The organism is Candidatus Neomarinimicrobiota bacterium (assembly GCA_018647265.1).
In the GTDB taxonomy this organism is placed as follows: Bacteria; Fidelibacterota; Marinisomatia; order Marinisomatales; family TCS55; genus TCS55.
In genome coordinates this window covers 1-15,836 of sequence record JABGTK010000114.1, presented here as the reverse complement: position 1 = coordinate 15,836, position 15,836 = coordinate 1, and the positions used below count along the sequence as shown (strand labels likewise).

Below are 15,836 nucleotides of genomic sequence, written 5' to 3'. Positions count from 1 at the left end.
CCTGCTTCGCGATTTTGATGAAATTCGCACAGGCATTACATCTTTAAAGGCGAACTATTATTTAGGTGATAATACATTGGAGATGGTTTGGATTCCAACTTTTACGCCAACCATCATGCCGGATGAAACATCCATTTGGTCGCGAATACCTGAATTTCCTTTACCGATTACTATAGACGAGTCTCAAAAGGAAATTACTGGGCGATTAGAGAATAGCGAAGGATTTATCAAATTTTCAGGTATGTCATCTTTATTGGATTATGAAATTATGGCTGGTATCATGTGGGACGATGATCCAACTTTACATATTACTCCAATTGTTACAGTTGATAATCCAATACCGAGTGGATTAATGTTAAGCCCTATTCACCATCAACTCACATTAGCAGGTGGAAGTTTTAGTTCGGAATTGGGTGGAGTAATTTTACGGGGAGAAGGCGCATATTATATGGGAAAACAATTTTCTGCTCTAAATCCGAATCAAATGGACTTGCCAACGAGTTTGTTGGAAAAAGATTATGCTCATTATTTAATTGGGACAGATTTCTCCATTGGAACTACACGATTTAGCACACAATTTATTCAGCGTGCCATTTTGGATTATGACGATTTAATTGTTCAAGAAGAATTGGATAATACTATGACATTTTTGGCAAATCGGACCTTTTTGCAAGAAACCTTAACACTTCAACTCTTTGGGTATGTTGGGCTTAATAATGAAGATGCACTCATTCGTCCAAGTCTAACCTATGATTTAGCCGATGGATTTGAAATTCTTGCTGGTGCAAATATATTTGTGAAAAATGAAGAAAGTGAAACAGCTGGACTATTTGGTCATTACGACGAAAATGATATGGTGTACGTTAAAGTAAAATACAGTTTTTAGGTTGGGATAAATCAATAGAGTTCCCATAAAAAACACAGGATAAATAAAAGGAAAATAAAATGAACAAAAAGACAATTACTATTATCGTAGGGATAATTTTTTTATTTATAGGAAGCATTCTGGTAAAACAGAATTATGGTGAACATAAGTCTCATAATTCCAAGCAAGTAGGAAAGACGGATAAATATGCAATTCAATGGACCCCATCCATTCAATCAGCGTTAAGAAAAGAGATGCATTCTATTACAAAAAACTACCAAGAATTAGTGTCAAATCTTGCACAGGGCGAATGGAATAAAGTGGTTGAAAATAGTCACAATATTCATTCAGCTTTTATATTGAAACAAGAATTGTCCGAAGAAGACATGGATGATTTATATCGAATTCTTCCAGAACGATTTATTGAAATGGATTCGAAATTTCATGACCATGCTTTAAAACTTGCCATGGCAGCCCAAGCAAAAGACGGAGAATTGGCATCGATGTATTCCGGGAAAATGATGGAAGGGTGTGTCAGCTGTCATCAAGTGTATGCTAAGAATCGTTTTGAAGGATATTCAAATCATGAAAAAGTAAGCCATGAGCATTAAATAATATATTTTTATTTATTTTACAAATACCCAGATAAATTAGAGGAACAAAAAAGACTATAATTTTGTATCCTAATTTTCCATCTCAGTTTATTCGCTCGGCTATTTTAATTGCTTTCTGGGCAGGAATCAGTTTAGGGACCCATGTTGCATTTTCGATTGGTTTTGATTTTCAACTGGGAGTTACCTTTCACGCTTATATTCAAATGCACGGCTATTTGCAATTAATGGGATGGGCTGGATTATTCATCATGGGCGTATCCATACCTTTTTTATCTCGATTAGCTCATTTAACCTCAGTAGAAGATTCTAAGATTTCACTGATTTATCGTTTGATGGTTTCAGGATTGATTCTTCGATTTATTGCTCATTCATTTTTACCTTACTTCACTAATTCCTATTGGTATGATTTTTTTGCGATAGGTGTTCTCATTTCAGCAATTTTAATTTCTTTAGGAATTCTATTTTTTATCCAATTTTTATCATCAGTTGTTCGAAAGATGAAACCCGATTTATCTGATAAAAATAGAGATATAAGAGTTTTTTTATTTATGAATATTATCGGTTGGGTTGTTTATGCAATAGGGGCATTTATCCTTTTAATAATAATGTACGTAGATGGAGAAGCATCTTTAATTCATCATTGGCACTTATTCTTAGTTGATTTCTTTATATTATTTAGTGTTTTTCCAATTTGTTTTGGTGTGGGATTAAGAGCATTACCACTGTTTATGAGATTGACATCTATAAAATGGAATGTAATGAAATTTAGCAAAGTATATTTTATGGTTATAATTACCCTAATTATTTCTAAACTTTATTATTATAATGTATATATAGATTGGTTTCCGAAAATGATTTCAATTATACATATTATAAAAGATATCCTAATAATCTGGTTTATTTATAAGTTAAATATTTTATTTAAATCGAAAAAACATCGTGAAATTGAAAATAAAGAAGGGAGAGGTCACGATAAAAAAAAGTATCGAGATTGGTTACCAGACAATGGAGAGTTTGGAAAATTTGAATGGCTAATTCAATCTGCTTTTATTTGGCTGTTGATAGGATTAATATTCGATATAATATCTCAAATTGGGTTAATTACCAAAATTCAAATGGGCATTGGGATCGATGGAGTCCGTCATATGTGGCTAGCGGGATTTGTATCATTATTGATTATGGGTATGGCAGTACGGATGATACCAGGTATGACCGGTGCAATGAAATTACAAAAACCAAGTCGTGTTGCATTTCTTGCCATTATTATGAATTTATCAGTGTTATTTCGTACTATATCTATTGTGTTTCCGGAATTAGTTTTAAATAGTGTGCCATACGGAGGGATTATTGCCACTAGAATGTTTGGTGCGTCAGGTATGTTGTTTCTTACTGGGTTAGTTGTGTTTTATACTATATTAAAACCAGTATTAATAAGAAAAGATGAAATACAAGAATCAATATAGTTTGTGAAAAATCAAAATTTCAACTATAAAACGTTAATCTCGTCATTCTCTTTAAAATATTGAAACTTAGCATCTGAAATAAATTGTATTATTTTTCCTCTTTTTTCTATGAGATCAAATACCATATTTCGCTCTTTATAAAACAATGAAATAAATCTTAAGTGCTGTCGATACCCATTTATTCCATTTATATATGACAGTACAAAATTTCCGGAAGCTATGAGTGTTAACCCCCAGATTATAGTAAGCATTGGGCTTTCAAAATACCAATATACAAACCCAAGAATCCCAGAATAATAAAGAACGAAAACAAGGATACCTGCCAATAATTTGAATGGAGCAATTTGAGATTTAACGACACGCGACTTATTTACAAACCAACGAGGGAACTTATATGGTAAGTAATTATGAAGTAAGCCCCAAACAAATATAGGAAACCCTATTATCAAAAATGTAAAAGCCTTAATTCTGTTTAATAACGTTAGATCACGCCCACCAGGACCTAAAAATGATTCTTGTATATTTAAATCTTCTAATTGATCCAAATATTTAACAATCATAAGTCTAAAATCTTCAACTTTTTTTGGATATTTTTTTTGGTACCACTCTACTGCATTTACGAGACCCTTAGTTACGGAAAAATCATCCTGTTTATTATCAAGTTTGTATCCCATTTCAAGCATGAGTTCTTTTTTGTAAATCAACTCTAAGCAATCCACTAAATCGACTAATTCTAACTCATTTACATTAGTAGTTAATTTATTCAGTGCAGTTTCAATCGTTTGTGTCACAGCTTTAACTGTCTTAATCTCGTTGTTTAGATAGCTTTGTTTAAAGTTTTTTAATACTATAGGTTTACCAAATCTAACAAAGACATTACTCCTGAAACGTACGGCGTCAGAATAACTTAATCCGACTGGAATTAAAGTTACATTTAAGTTGAAATTATTTTTTAATTCTGCACCCAATCCAATTCTAACAGCGCCTGTTTTGATTTTTTTTAATGTCCTATCACCAGTAGAAATGCCTTCTGGAAAAATTAGAAAGGCGCCTTTATTCTCAAGTATTTCATATCCTTTGTCAAATGTTTTTTTGTTTTTTTCGCCTAAAGATGGATTCTCTTGTCTCCGGTACACTGGGATTAGTTTTAGTTTCTTTAAAAAGAATCTCTTTATCCAATGATTGAAAAGAGTGCTTTTTGCGAAAAAATGAAGATTCCGATTACATGAAATACCAACCACCATCGGATCAATCATTGTATTGGGGTGATTAGAGACAAAAATAACTGGTCTATCTTTAGGGATTCTTTCATCGTGCCAAACAGTCACGCGATTAAAAAATGTTCGGACACTTATATATGTGAGTATTTTTGTTAACGTGTATAACATTATTCAGAACAGATTTGTTTTATGTCGAATTGTATGGGATTTGGTATTTTATCAATCAAAATAAGAGAATCAAGATAGATTTTAGAATCGGATGCAGTGTAGATAGAATCATAATAGGTAAATAATTTTTTTACATAATCCGTTTCATATTGAGCGCAATAAAACGGAAGATTTTTAAGAACTGTTGTTGATTTTGGTTTCAACATAAGATTGGGTCCATCAAAATAAAATGATGGATTATACGACTCATCCCAGTTTGGATTTACATAATCCAATAAATCTAACTTCTTTGAAAAAATCCAACGATTTTTTGCAAATTTAAGATAAGGCGTATCTCCATTACACATATCTAAAGCAAATCTAAATCCTTGAAAATTAGCTTCAAGATCACCATAAGAAAAAACACCTGTTGCCATTCGCCCAATAATTGTCTTTTCTCCTGCAATACCTACTTTTATTGCAGAACTAAATGGAGATGGAAATCCCATTTTTTTTGAAGTAATATAGGCTTTATAATATAAAAATCCAGAACCAGTAAAATGAGTTAATTTGTCAAGTCCAACATAAATTCCACCAATATTAATTATTTCATCAACTTGGATTGAAAAAAATGCTCGATCTAATTGTGGATGGTTAGATTGATGATCACTGAAAATGCTTTCTCTTAAAGCGAGATCAATATTTGGCATAAATTTATCAATTTTATCTGTATTCTTAATCCATTGTTCTAATATGGAGTTTAAGTTTATACCAAATCCACTTAATACTTTACCAGCAGCCATTTCGCATGAACAATCATTTGGAATAGTGTGAAGAGTTGAGTCAATTATTTCATTTACTTTCGTATTAAGGATAGAAGATGCATCTTCAAGAGAATGTCCCCAAGATAGATAATGATCAACTTCACCAGAATTGACCACGGAGGTAAACAAAACAAACAAAATAAATTTATGTGCCATATATACTCCTGTAGTAAAGCTAAAAGTACTAATAGAATATTCGAATTACAATTAAACAAAAAAGCATGTATATCAGATTTAAAATATTTTAAAAATTCAAAGGATTCGTGTTCTAATTAATTGGTTTATATTAATCATTATAAAGAATAAAATAATTAGCTTAAGTCGTTAATATATAATAATAAGATAAAATGGTCTTATTATCTTGCGACTTAAAAATATAGTCATTAATTTCCTGTAGGTTGAAATACAGGTTTACTAAATGATATCCTACAATTCACGCAATTATGAGTTCAGTTCCTTGGAGCCTACGTATGCTATTGGCCTTGTTTCAAAAAAGATTGGGGTATCTCCCGAAACATTACGTCTCTATGAAAGAAAGGGACTATTACTTCCATATAGAACAAAAACTGGCCGTCGATTATTCTCCCAAACCGACGTAGAATGGCTCAGTTGTATTCGAAAATTAATTTTACATGATAAACTAAACTTAGCTGGTATTAGTCGGTTATTAGCTTTAATACCTTGTTGGGATATTAAGCCTTGTACTGAAGAAGAACGAAGGAATTGTCCCGCGTACCTTTCAAAAGATCAGGTCTGTTGGCAGATACTTGAAACATCACAAGATTGTAAAGATGCAACGTGCCGGGATTGTGATGTTTATTTGTCTTCAAAAAATATTGCTGATTTAAAACTACATTATAAGTTGAAGCAAAAATGAATTATCTAAATCAAATAAAATTGGGGTTAATTAGTATTACTTTGTTGATTTTAAGCGCAGCTTGTGATCCTGGTACAGTCGTAACTCATGCAACAAATCCAGCCACATGCGAAGGATGTCACACAAATGAAATCGCATTAAAAAGATTAATTCAAGATGAAGATGTTGCACCACCATCAGGTGGTGGTTGAGGAGGATCTGTGACTCCGTTGGAGACTTGGGAAAAAGTGTTGATTGAATTGAAAGGTGGAAATAAATCTTTTAAAGATATTGATCCAGTTCACGGATTAATTGGATGTATAAATTGTCATGGAGGGGTAGAACCATCATCTGACCTAGAAATAGCGCATTCTACAGATCATGGATTTACTCGAGATCCATCTAGTAACCCAGAAGAGTCTTGTAATCCGTGCCATAATCAACTTGTTGAATCAAATAAAAATAGTATGCACACAATGGCTTGGGGAGAAAAAACGACTATCGCTCAAAGAGAATTGGGAGAAGGGAATGACCATACCACATTTGATGAATGCCCTGAATCATTGACGAGCGGATTTGATGGCGAATGTACTAGTTGTCACACAACATGTGGCCAATGTCATATTAGTCGTCCTAACAGCGCCCATGGTGGCTTAATTGATAATCATAAATTTAATCGTATTCCAGACCAAACCAATAATTGCATGGCTTGCCATGGAAGTCGAATTGGAACTGACTTTAAAGGTGAATTAACAGGGAATGTAGCAGATGTGCATTTTTTAAAACGATTAAAATGTTTTGATTGTCATGTAGAAGATTTTCATGCGGATGCATCACAATATGAATCTCGTTATCACTTGTTGAAAGACGAGGAACAGGTTCAATGTGATTTCTGTCATGGAGATGTAGCAGAAGCTAATGAATATCATCAACAGCACTGGCCTGAATCAGGAGAAGGACTTAGTTGTTTTGTCTGCCATTCTCAGCCTTATAATAATTGTAATACATGTCACTCCGGTGGTGAATGGAAAGAAGGTTATGGTGAAGTTGCTGGAGAAACTGATGTGAAATCAGGTGGAAATGGGTATCTAGAATATCCTGATTTTAAAATTGGGATCAACAATGATTATGAACTTAGAAATGGGAAATGGGCAGTATTAAGGCATATCCCAGTTGCACCCGATTCTTATGAAAAATGGGGACACCCAGAATTAGCAAACTTTGACGCAAGGCCAACATGGGAAGTAACAACACCACATAATATTAAACTTTGGACGAGCCAAACAGATACAACAAATTCAGATTATTGTTCAGATAATTGTCACAACCATGGTGTAAGGTATGATTCGGAAGGGAATTATTCAAATTATACAAGTTTGGATACAAATAGTATTTATTTACTATTGGATGATTTGATAGAAAATGAAATTAATGCAAATCAACCAGTTCTAGGCCAATTTTCAAAAGTGGGTTGTAATCCATGTCACCCAGGTTAAAGATGAAAAATATTTATCAAATGAATTCACGTGAAATCGTGAGTATGCAACAACAAGTAACAATAAAAGGAGTAATGAACCATGAAAAGTAACAAATGGATTATTCTCGTCTTGGGAATTGCCCTGCTTGGGCTCACAGGATGTGAAGATACAAAAGTAGAGAAAGTTAATGAATTTGATGTCTTGGTCGAATATTTAGAAGGTTCGGACGGCGGATACGTTAATAATATGGGTAGTTGGATTTTGGCTTCAGGCGCATTAAATGCTGAATTTGATTATTCCGCATATACTGTATTTGATCTAAGATCATCAGAAGATTTTGCTTCTCTAGGTGTAGAAGGAGCTGTGAATGTAACTCTATCAACGATGTTTGATGAAGCTGACAATGTCACAGGTCCTATTTTAGTCACATGTTATTCAGGACAAACAGCATCATTTGCACATACATTGCTACGACTAAAAGGACATGACGCTTATGTCATGAAATTTGGTATGAGCGCTTATGACGTTAGCTTAGATAAATGGACATCTAATTGTTCTGATCAATATGCAGGCGATTTAGTCACAACTGCTTCTGAAGCATTACCTACATTTGACTATCCGGTTTTAAATACAGGGTTTGAAAATGCAGATGAAATTTTAGATGCACGAATTGATGCGGCTATAACAGCGTGGGGTGAAGGATTACTCATTGCAGCAGGTGATGTTATTACTGATGCTTCTTCTTACAATATGATGAATTATTGGAGTAATGAAGATTATATAGGTCATGGACATATTGACGGCGCCTATCAGTTATCACCTTCAACATTGACTCTCAGTGAAAATCTATCATCTTTTGATCCTTCTGGAAGCAATGTATTCTATTGTTACACGGGACAAACGGCAGCTGCATCCATAGCATATTTGACTGTCATTGGTTACGATGTGAAATCAATCAAATTTGGTTTTAATAATATGAATTGGTCAGAATTGCCAGGACATAAATGGTCAAAACCATTTGGTTTTTAATTAAAGGATAAGTCATGAGAACAACCCTTCTTCATACTTTACTCAATATAAATATTATACAATTATACTTGATGCAGGGTTGTTTTCTATCCTTCTTATGTGGATGCAGAGATTCATGAAAAATCTAGACATCAAATTACCCAAGACCCTTACTCTTCTTGGTTTGGTTCTATTTTTAGTTTTAAATAGCTCGGTTAAAAGTATGTCGTCGGTAATTCAATTTTCTGCATCCGCTCAATATCCTCGTATAAGTTTTTTAGATGAAAATGCATCATTGCAGTGGCGTTCAAATCTTTCATATCGTCAATCATTTGGACGATTTTCAAGCATTTCTTCTCTTTTTGAATATGGAACTAGTACAAACCATCATTTAAACCCATTTAGGCTTCACTCATTTATATCAGAGTTCAAAACAGATTATTTTAGATTTCAATTGGGTCGAATTCCGTATTGGTCTCCAGCACTATTAACGAGGATAGATGGCGTTTCATTTAGATATGAAAATAAAAAGTTGGGGACATTTGATTTATTGGGCGGGTTTCGATCTGTGGTGGATTTCAGTGATACAAGTTATGTGAGTGAGTCCTTTTTCTCCGACAGTGTATATCTTGAAAAGTTACAAGGTGTTTTGTCGTGGTCAAAAGGGTCTTGGAAGAAAAATATATCTTTGTTCTCTTGGATTAATAATGAAAAAGATACTCTACAAGTATTTTCGGGCTTAAATGGATATACACAAATATTTTCCATGAATTTTTATGGAACTTATGTTTGGGATCAATCGAATTCACGAACACATTATTTACGATTAAAACTTTCAAAAAATACAAAACTTGGACGCTTATTTATTGGGTACAGAGAAAAAAGATATTCCGGTTTTGAAAATTGGAGTTGGGTAAGTCAACCATTTTCATTGCCTGCAACTACTATAATTGGACTCCAATCCAAATTTCAATCAAAATATACGATTTCAAATCATTTATCCATTCGATTGGCTGATATATCTAACCTTTATTTTTACACAACACTCAATAGTCCTTGGGGTGCAGGCACATTAATATTCGGAAATTATGGCGAGACTTTTCAGGTAGGTGGATCTGTTGGATCAAAATATACTTTAAATTCAAAATTAGATTTGGGTGGTTCTATTTCACTAAATCTGTTAAGTGATGGAGATATTGTTGAACCTATCACATCGTCTTCTTTATTTACATGGATTAATTGGTCCGTAACTCAATCCATCAAACTTCGGTTTTTCTCACAATTTTATTCGAATCCATATTTTAAAATTGATTATCGAGAAGGAATTTCAATCCATGCGATATTTTAGTCTATTTCTAATTTTATCTTTGGGAATTTCCCAAAAAGCAGATTGGATTATGTTTCCTCATGAATTACATGTATTTGATGAAGAAATCGAATGCAATGAATGTCATGAAAATGTTTTGTCATCCATGTCATTAAATGAGAGATTACTTCCAACAATGGATACGTGCGAATCTTGTCATGAAGATGTGTCCGAAGATGATGAAGGTGATTGTACTCTTTGTCATGCAAATGCAGATGAATTAGATACCTATCCTGAATTAGCTTCAAGACGTGGACCTGATTTCGCTCACAGATCTCATATCAGCAGAACGGAAGATTGTCTTGTTTGTCACACAAATTTATTAGATGATGATAAAGAAGATATTCCAAATAGCTGGGTATTTTCTGATTGTAAATCTTGTCATGAAAATTCTATTCCTGAAAATCACTCATTTGATTGGGTTCAATCTCATGGATTGAATTCTACAGTGATTGGACAAGATAATTGTAATTTATGTCACCAGGAACAAATGTGTGAATCGTGTCATTCGTTTTTGTCTATTGAACCGACAGTTCATCCCGGAAATTATTATATGACACACGGTATTGATGCTAAAATGAATTTGATGGATTGTACATCTTGTCATGAAGGTTTGGAGAATTGTTCTAGTTGTCATCAGCAAACAAAAGTGATGCCGATGAACCATAATTTGTCAAATTGGATAGGTCAATTTCTTAAAGGTGGTGGGCTTCATGGGTATGATGCATTAGATAATCCTGGTTTATGTCAAGTATGTCACCAAGGTTCTGCTGATCCCACTTGTGCTCGGTGTCATCCAGGATAAATCATGAAAAGAATCTCTATAATTGTATTTTTTCTATTAACATTTTTTTCGGCCTGCACTAAAACTGGAGAACCACAGATGCACCCCAATGCTTGGCTTATAACGGGTGAATCTGAATCTCACATGGCAAAAATTTCTGAATCAGGCACAGAAAGTTGTCAAGTGTGTCATGGCGAACCATATTTAAACGATTATTATGGTGGTTCTAGCGGCGTATCTTGTTATGAGTGCCATAAAGGTGGCCCCAGTGGGCATCCGGCTTGGAACGAGTGGATGGAACCTGAATCTGATGAATCCCATGGGACACTATTTCTAGATCGTGGCGTTTTAGATTGCGGTTCATGCCATGGGTTGGACTTGACTGGACGAATTGCTACAGGGTGTGATGCTTGTCATACAAATCAAGAATTACAAACATGGTTAGACTAAAGGAGTTAAAAATGAAATATATAGTATTATTACTTGGATTTTCTATTGGACTTTTATTCTCTCAAGATTACGTTGGAGTAAAAAAATGTAAAACATGTCACAATAGCAAAAAGAAAGGCGCACAATACACTGTTTGGAAAAATGGACCTCATGCAAATGCATTTGAAACATTAAAAACAAATGAAGCAATTTCAGTTGCTAAAGAAGTTGGTCTTAAAGAAAATCCATGGGAAAGCCCCCAATGTCTTCGTTGTCACACAACCGGATATGAAAAAGGTGGTTATGAATTAAAAGGTGATGATTTTTGGAACCATGAACCGGAAGATAAAAAAGCAAAAAAAGCAGTTAAACGTATGGTTGCACTTCAAGATATTGGATGTGAATCATGTCATGGACCTGGAAGTGATTACAAAAAAAAGAAAACTATGGTTGGGATATCTTTAGGTTCAATTACTGGAGAGAGTGTAGGGCTATGGACACCTGATGAAGCTATGTGTGTTGTATGCCACAATCAAGCAAGCCCGACTTATAAAGTCTTTAATTATGAAGAGCGGATAAAGCAAGTAGCTCATCCTTATCCTGAATAATTAAAAAAATGAATATTCGTAAAAATAGAATGTTGAAATTCTATAAATATCTATCATTAATATTAGTCTTGTTAGTCGGTATTATTTATGCTCAAGATATTGAAATTGAAAATATTGATAGTGACGATTGTATTTCTTGCCACGAAGTTGAAAACCATGAACTACTCATTTTAGAATCGATTCACGAAGATAATGAGTGCTTAGATTGCCATATAGATAGAGATTATACACCTCATGATATCCTAATTGTTGATTCTCCTGTAGATGGTTGTTATGATTGTCATGATACATTTAATGACATAAAAATAGCACATTATGATTTTCTTTCTTCTGAAACTATTACGCTTACAAAAACCAATTGTACAACTTGTCATCAGGATATATATCATAATGAAAATCCAGTTGATATACATTCATTATTTCAAATTGATAAAATGATGTCACTCTATCTTCCCGTAGAATTTGATCATGGAAACCACATGGATATTTCGGGAAATAATTGTTCTACATGTCATCATAATGCATTCACAGAGACTCAAAATGAAGACTGCAAGATGTGTCATAAAGGGGAAGTGTCCAATACAAATTTAAGTTGCGATAATTGTCATAATAAAATTCTTGATGGGAAAATTATTAAAGCGAACACAAAACAATTTAATTACCACATTGATATACCTTTATTAAAAAGTGTTTACCATTTGAATTGTATCGGCTGTCATGAGGATAATGATGTACCCACTGGGTGTCAAGATTGCCATAAGAAATCAGATAAAGGTAATCGTCGATTCTATTCTGGCGACAATAAACCTATGTTGAACACAAACAATAAACATTAATACCTATTTGAAAAAACACCTATAAAGAAGGTTAATATGGAAAAATTTAATCGAAGATCATTTTTTAAAACAAGTATTTTTGGTAGTATGGCCTTGACTTCATTTGCTAAAGGAAAATCATTTGAAAATTATCCTGATTCAATGGGAGTTCTAGTAGATATTACAAAATGCATTGGTTGTAGAAGTTGTGAAGCGGCATGTAATGAAGAACAAGGACTTCCTGCACCATCTAAACCTTTTGATGATAAGTCGGTGCTCGATGAATTACATCATGGGCAGAAAAGAAGAACTGACGCAAGTCATTACACCGTTGTTAACAAATACACACCAGACGTTATTGACCACCCATTATTTAAAAAAAGTCAATGTATGCATTGTAAGGAACCAGCATGTCAAGTGTCTTGTTTTGTTAATGCATATACTAAAACTCCAGAAGGTGCTGTTATTTATGACGAAGAAGTGTGTGTTGGATGTAGAACATGTATGGTTGCATGTCCATTCAATATGCCTACATATAAATATTCCAGTGCTTCGAAACCGAAAATTGTAAAATGTAAGCTGTGTTATGATACACGATTGAAAAATGGTTTGGTCCCTGCATGTGTAGAATCGTGTCCAAATGGTGCATTAACATTTGGCAAAAGAGATAAAATATTAAAAATAGCACGAAGAAGGATAAACAAAAACCCAGATAAATACGTTGAACATATTTATGGCGAACTTGAAGCCGGTGGAACATCTTGGCTATATCTTTCTCCTGTCCCTTTTGATGAAGTTGGCTTTGATCTTGATGTTCCAAAAGAACCCATCGTTAATTATGTTAAAAACTTTTTAACCGTAGTTCCAATGGTTTTAACAATTTGGCCGGCACTGTTTGGAGGGTTTAGCATGCTTGCTAGCAAAAAAGATAACACCAAGATATCTAGCTCAAAGGATGGGGATAAATAATGAAGCATATTGTAAATAGTCATTCGTATTTACCCATCATTTCTCATAATAAAACAGATGAAAAAGAATGGACTTTTAAGGAGAAAATGATGCTAGGCTTACTGCCAAAAGAGTATTTTTTATCTGTTTTAAAAAATCGATTCAATTGGATATTTTTACTTATACTGATTATTGGCATTCCATTAATAATTCAACGATATGTGGTTGGCTTAGGTGCCGTAACACACTCTTCAAATGATTACCCGTGGGGATTATTTTTAGCCTTTGGTTTGTTTACCATGGTTCCACTATCAGCATCGGGGTTTTTATTGGGAACGACAGTAGAAATATTTGGTAGACATGATTATCATCCAATTGAGCGTTTAGCACTTTTAGGTGGACTATTAGGTTATCTATTTGCTGTTATTTATCTCCTTCTCGATCTTGGTATACCATGGCATTTACCTTATCCTATGTTTGTATCATTGGGACCAGCTGCGGTCTTATTTTTAGTCGCGTGGCATGTCGCCACTTATTTATCGGTTCAAATTGCAGAAGTTTCACCAGCGTTTTTCGAATGGATTGGATGGTTGAAGGCAAAAGCATTTGTTAGAAAATGGATTTTAGGATTAACAATTTCAGGAATTATTTTATCTACATTACATCAAGGTGCCTTGGGTGCATTATTTACTTATGCACCGGCAAAAATTCACCCATTATGGTATTCCACTTTTCAATGGTGGCACTTTTTTGTTTCTTCAATCGCTGCTGGTTTAGCTATGGTTATTGTTGTCAGCACATTAGTCAAAAAATTTATGGCTTGGAGATGTGATCATGAATTCTTAGATAATTTAGATAGACTCACTATCGGTCTTGCAAGAGGTATTTCATTAACTTTGATCACATATGTTGTTATAAAGTTTATTGGTATTGCTCACGATAACGAATGGGCTTATTTATCAACTGGGTGGGGGCATTATTTTATTCTTGAAATGTCAATATTCGGTTTTATTCCAATGGTTTTATTCGGCATAGGAATAAAAAATACAAATATGACATTAATTAGGTTTACTGCTTTTCTTACAGTAATCGGACTTGCAATGAATCGTATAAATACTACGTTAGTAGCTTTTAATTGGAAGCTATACCAGGAAGTTCCACATTGGAAAGAATTTGTCATTTCAATGACAATCTTCACGATTTACATCATTGTTTATAGATTTATTCTTTACAGGTTTCCTATTTTATATAGTTGGAAAGGAGAAAAATAATGATGGTAAAATATAAAGGTCTTATAATTTCTATTCTTTTAGTTATTATACTTGGATTTATTATTCGAATGTTAACGTCTGCTGAGTCACCCAAAACATTAAATGATTATTACACACATATTAAAGGTGTCGAATACATTATTAGTGTATTTTTCTTTATTATATTCCCGCTATATTATATACATATTACGAAATCAGACTGATATAATATTATTATAGCCATTAATAATTAAGAGCTGCTTAAACTAATAAAAATATTATCTATATTGGATTTATTATGAATAAAAGACAAATTAAAAACAGATGGGTTGTTGTTGCTGGTGCAATTTCAATTCAATTGGCACTTGGTGCAATATATGCTTGGAGTGTTTTTACAAAAATACTCACTGATCCAAATGGTTTATATCAGTTTACAGCAAAAGAAACAGCATTAATATTTTCAGCAGGACTTGCTACATTTGCTTTGGTTATGATATTAGCCGGAAGATTTCAAGCTAAGTATGGTCTCCAAAAAACTGCAATGTTTGGTGGGTTATTATTAGGGCTTGGCTATATTTTGGGAGGATTCTTTGGCAATACGTTTTTAACGCAACTAATCTTCATTGGTATTGGAGGTGGTGGCGGTATTGGTATGGCATATGTCGTTCCAATTGCTGTTGGGGTAAAATGGTTTCCTGATAAAAAAGGAATGATTACAGGGCTAGCAGTTGCAGGGTTTGGCTTTGGTGCAACCATCTGGGTAAAATTAGCTGATTCTTGGTTTGATGGTTTACTCAATACAACTTCACTATTCGGCCTACCCAATGTACAAAGTGTATTCCTGATTTATGGCATTATTTTTATAATTTTAGTCCTTCTTGGAAGCAGAGTCATGGTAAATCCACCTGAAGGTTATATACCTGAAGGCTGGATAGAAAAGTCAACATTAAATCATAGTTCTAAAATTCGTCACTTTTCATCAATTGATATGTTGAAAACGTCTCAATTTTATTTCATTTGGGTGACATTTATTTTTTCAGCATTATCGGGTCTCATGGTTATTTATTGTATTCGTTTATTTGGAGTGGATGCTTTAAAATATCATGGTGTAGAAAATGCCGGTTTGTTAGCGGGGACTGCTATGGCTTGGTATGCGATTTT

17 protein-coding genes are annotated in these 15,836 nt (G+C 33.7%); 15 read left to right on the top strand and 2 right to left on the bottom strand.

Annotated features, from left to right (window positions below; all coding sequences use genetic code 11):
- The 3 genes from HN459_06590 to HN459_06580 all read left to right on the top strand — a co-directional run.
- The coding region (locus HN459_06590; GenBank protein MBT3479117.1) for a hypothetical protein at positions 1 to 886 on the top strand (886 nt) is incomplete at its 5' end.
- 59 nt (positions 887 to 945) lie between these two features.
- A complete protein-coding gene (locus HN459_06585; GenBank protein ID MBT3479116.1) occupies positions 946 to 1,476 on the top strand; it encodes a cytochrome c in 531 nt (176 codons plus the stop codon).
- A gap of 65 nt (positions 1,477 to 1,541) precedes the next feature.
- A complete protein-coding gene (locus HN459_06580; protein MBT3479115.1) occupies positions 1,542 to 2,942 on the top strand; it encodes a hypothetical protein in 1,401 nt (466 codons plus the stop codon).
- 23 nt (positions 2,943 to 2,965) lie between these two features.
- Here the strand turns inward: HN459_06580 and HN459_06575 are convergent, their stop codons facing one another.
- Both HN459_06575 and HN459_06570 read right to left on the bottom strand, forming a co-directional pair.
- Positions 2,966 to 4,270, bottom strand: a complete 1,305-nt coding sequence (locus tag HN459_06575; GenBank protein MBT3479114.1) for a hypothetical protein — start codon at positions 4,268 to 4,270, stop codon at positions 2,966 to 2,968.
- Positions 4,271 to 4,329: 59 nt separating this feature from the next.
- Positions 4,330 to 5,289, bottom strand: a complete 960-nt coding sequence (locus HN459_06570; protein ID MBT3479113.1) for a hypothetical protein — start codon at positions 5,287 to 5,289, stop codon at positions 4,330 to 4,332.
- Between the two features lie 262 nt (positions 5,290 to 5,551).
- On the opposite strand from HN459_06570, the gene HN459_06565 reads away from it, so the two are divergent.
- The 12 genes from HN459_06565 to HN459_06510 form a co-directional block, all read left to right on the top strand.
- Positions 5,552 to 6,010 carry a MerR family transcriptional regulator gene (locus HN459_06565; protein ID MBT3479112.1) on the top strand — a complete coding sequence of 153 codons (459 nt, stop codon included), beginning with the start codon at positions 5,552 to 5,554 and terminating at the stop codon, positions 6,008 to 6,010.
- A gap of 41 nt (positions 6,011 to 6,051) precedes the next feature.
- Positions 6,052 to 6,201 (top strand): hypothetical protein, encoded by a 150-nt coding sequence (locus HN459_06560; GenBank protein MBT3479111.1) that lies wholly within the window; start codon positions 6,052 to 6,054, stop codon positions 6,199 to 6,201.
- Positions 6,202 to 6,240: 39 nt separating this feature from the next.
- On the top strand, positions 6,241 to 7,485 hold the full coding sequence (locus tag HN459_06555) for a hypothetical protein (protein ID MBT3479110.1): 1,245 nt from the start codon (positions 6,241 to 6,243) through the stop codon (positions 7,483 to 7,485).
- Between the two features lie 81 nt (positions 7,486 to 7,566).
- Positions 7,567 to 8,496, top strand: coding sequence for a rhodanese-like domain-containing protein (locus HN459_06550; protein ID MBT3479109.1), 930 nt, complete (start codon positions 7,567 to 7,569; stop codon positions 8,494 to 8,496).
- 115 nt (positions 8,497 to 8,611) lie between these two features.
- Positions 8,612 to 9,823, top strand: a complete 1,212-nt coding sequence (locus HN459_06545; GenBank protein ID MBT3479108.1) for a hypothetical protein — start codon at positions 8,612 to 8,614, stop codon at positions 9,821 to 9,823.
- Positions 9,810 to 10,646, top strand: coding sequence for a hypothetical protein (locus tag HN459_06540; GenBank protein MBT3479107.1), 837 nt, complete (start codon positions 9,810 to 9,812; stop codon positions 10,644 to 10,646). Before HN459_06545 ends, HN459_06540 begins: the two co-directional genes overlap by 14 nt.
- A gap of 3 nt (positions 10,647 to 10,649) precedes the next feature.
- Positions 10,650 to 11,075 carry a hypothetical protein gene (locus tag HN459_06535; GenBank protein ID MBT3479106.1) on the top strand — a complete coding sequence of 142 codons (426 nt, stop codon included), beginning with the start codon at positions 10,650 to 10,652 and terminating at the stop codon, positions 11,073 to 11,075.
- Between the two features lie 11 nt (positions 11,076 to 11,086).
- On the top strand, positions 11,087 to 11,662 hold the full coding sequence (locus HN459_06530) for a hypothetical protein (protein ID MBT3479105.1): 576 nt from the start codon (positions 11,087 to 11,089) through the stop codon (positions 11,660 to 11,662).
- Between the two features lie 8 nt (positions 11,663 to 11,670).
- Entirely contained in the window at positions 11,671 to 12,498 is an 828-nt protein-coding gene (locus tag HN459_06525) for a hypothetical protein (protein MBT3479104.1), read from the top strand.
- A gap of 36 nt (positions 12,499 to 12,534) precedes the next feature.
- Entirely contained in the window at positions 12,535 to 13,446 is a 912-nt protein-coding gene (locus tag HN459_06520; protein ID MBT3479103.1) for a 4Fe-4S dicluster domain-containing protein, read from the top strand.
- On the top strand, positions 13,446 to 14,696 hold the full coding sequence (nrfD, locus tag HN459_06515) for a polysulfide reductase NrfD (GenBank protein MBT3479102.1): 1,251 nt from the start codon (positions 13,446 to 13,448) through the stop codon (positions 14,694 to 14,696). Before HN459_06520 ends, nrfD begins: the two co-directional genes overlap by 1 nt.
- Positions 14,697 to 14,973: 277 nt before the next feature.
- The coding region (locus HN459_06510) for an MFS transporter (protein ID MBT3479101.1) at positions 14,974 to 15,836 on the top strand (863 nt) is incomplete at its 3' end.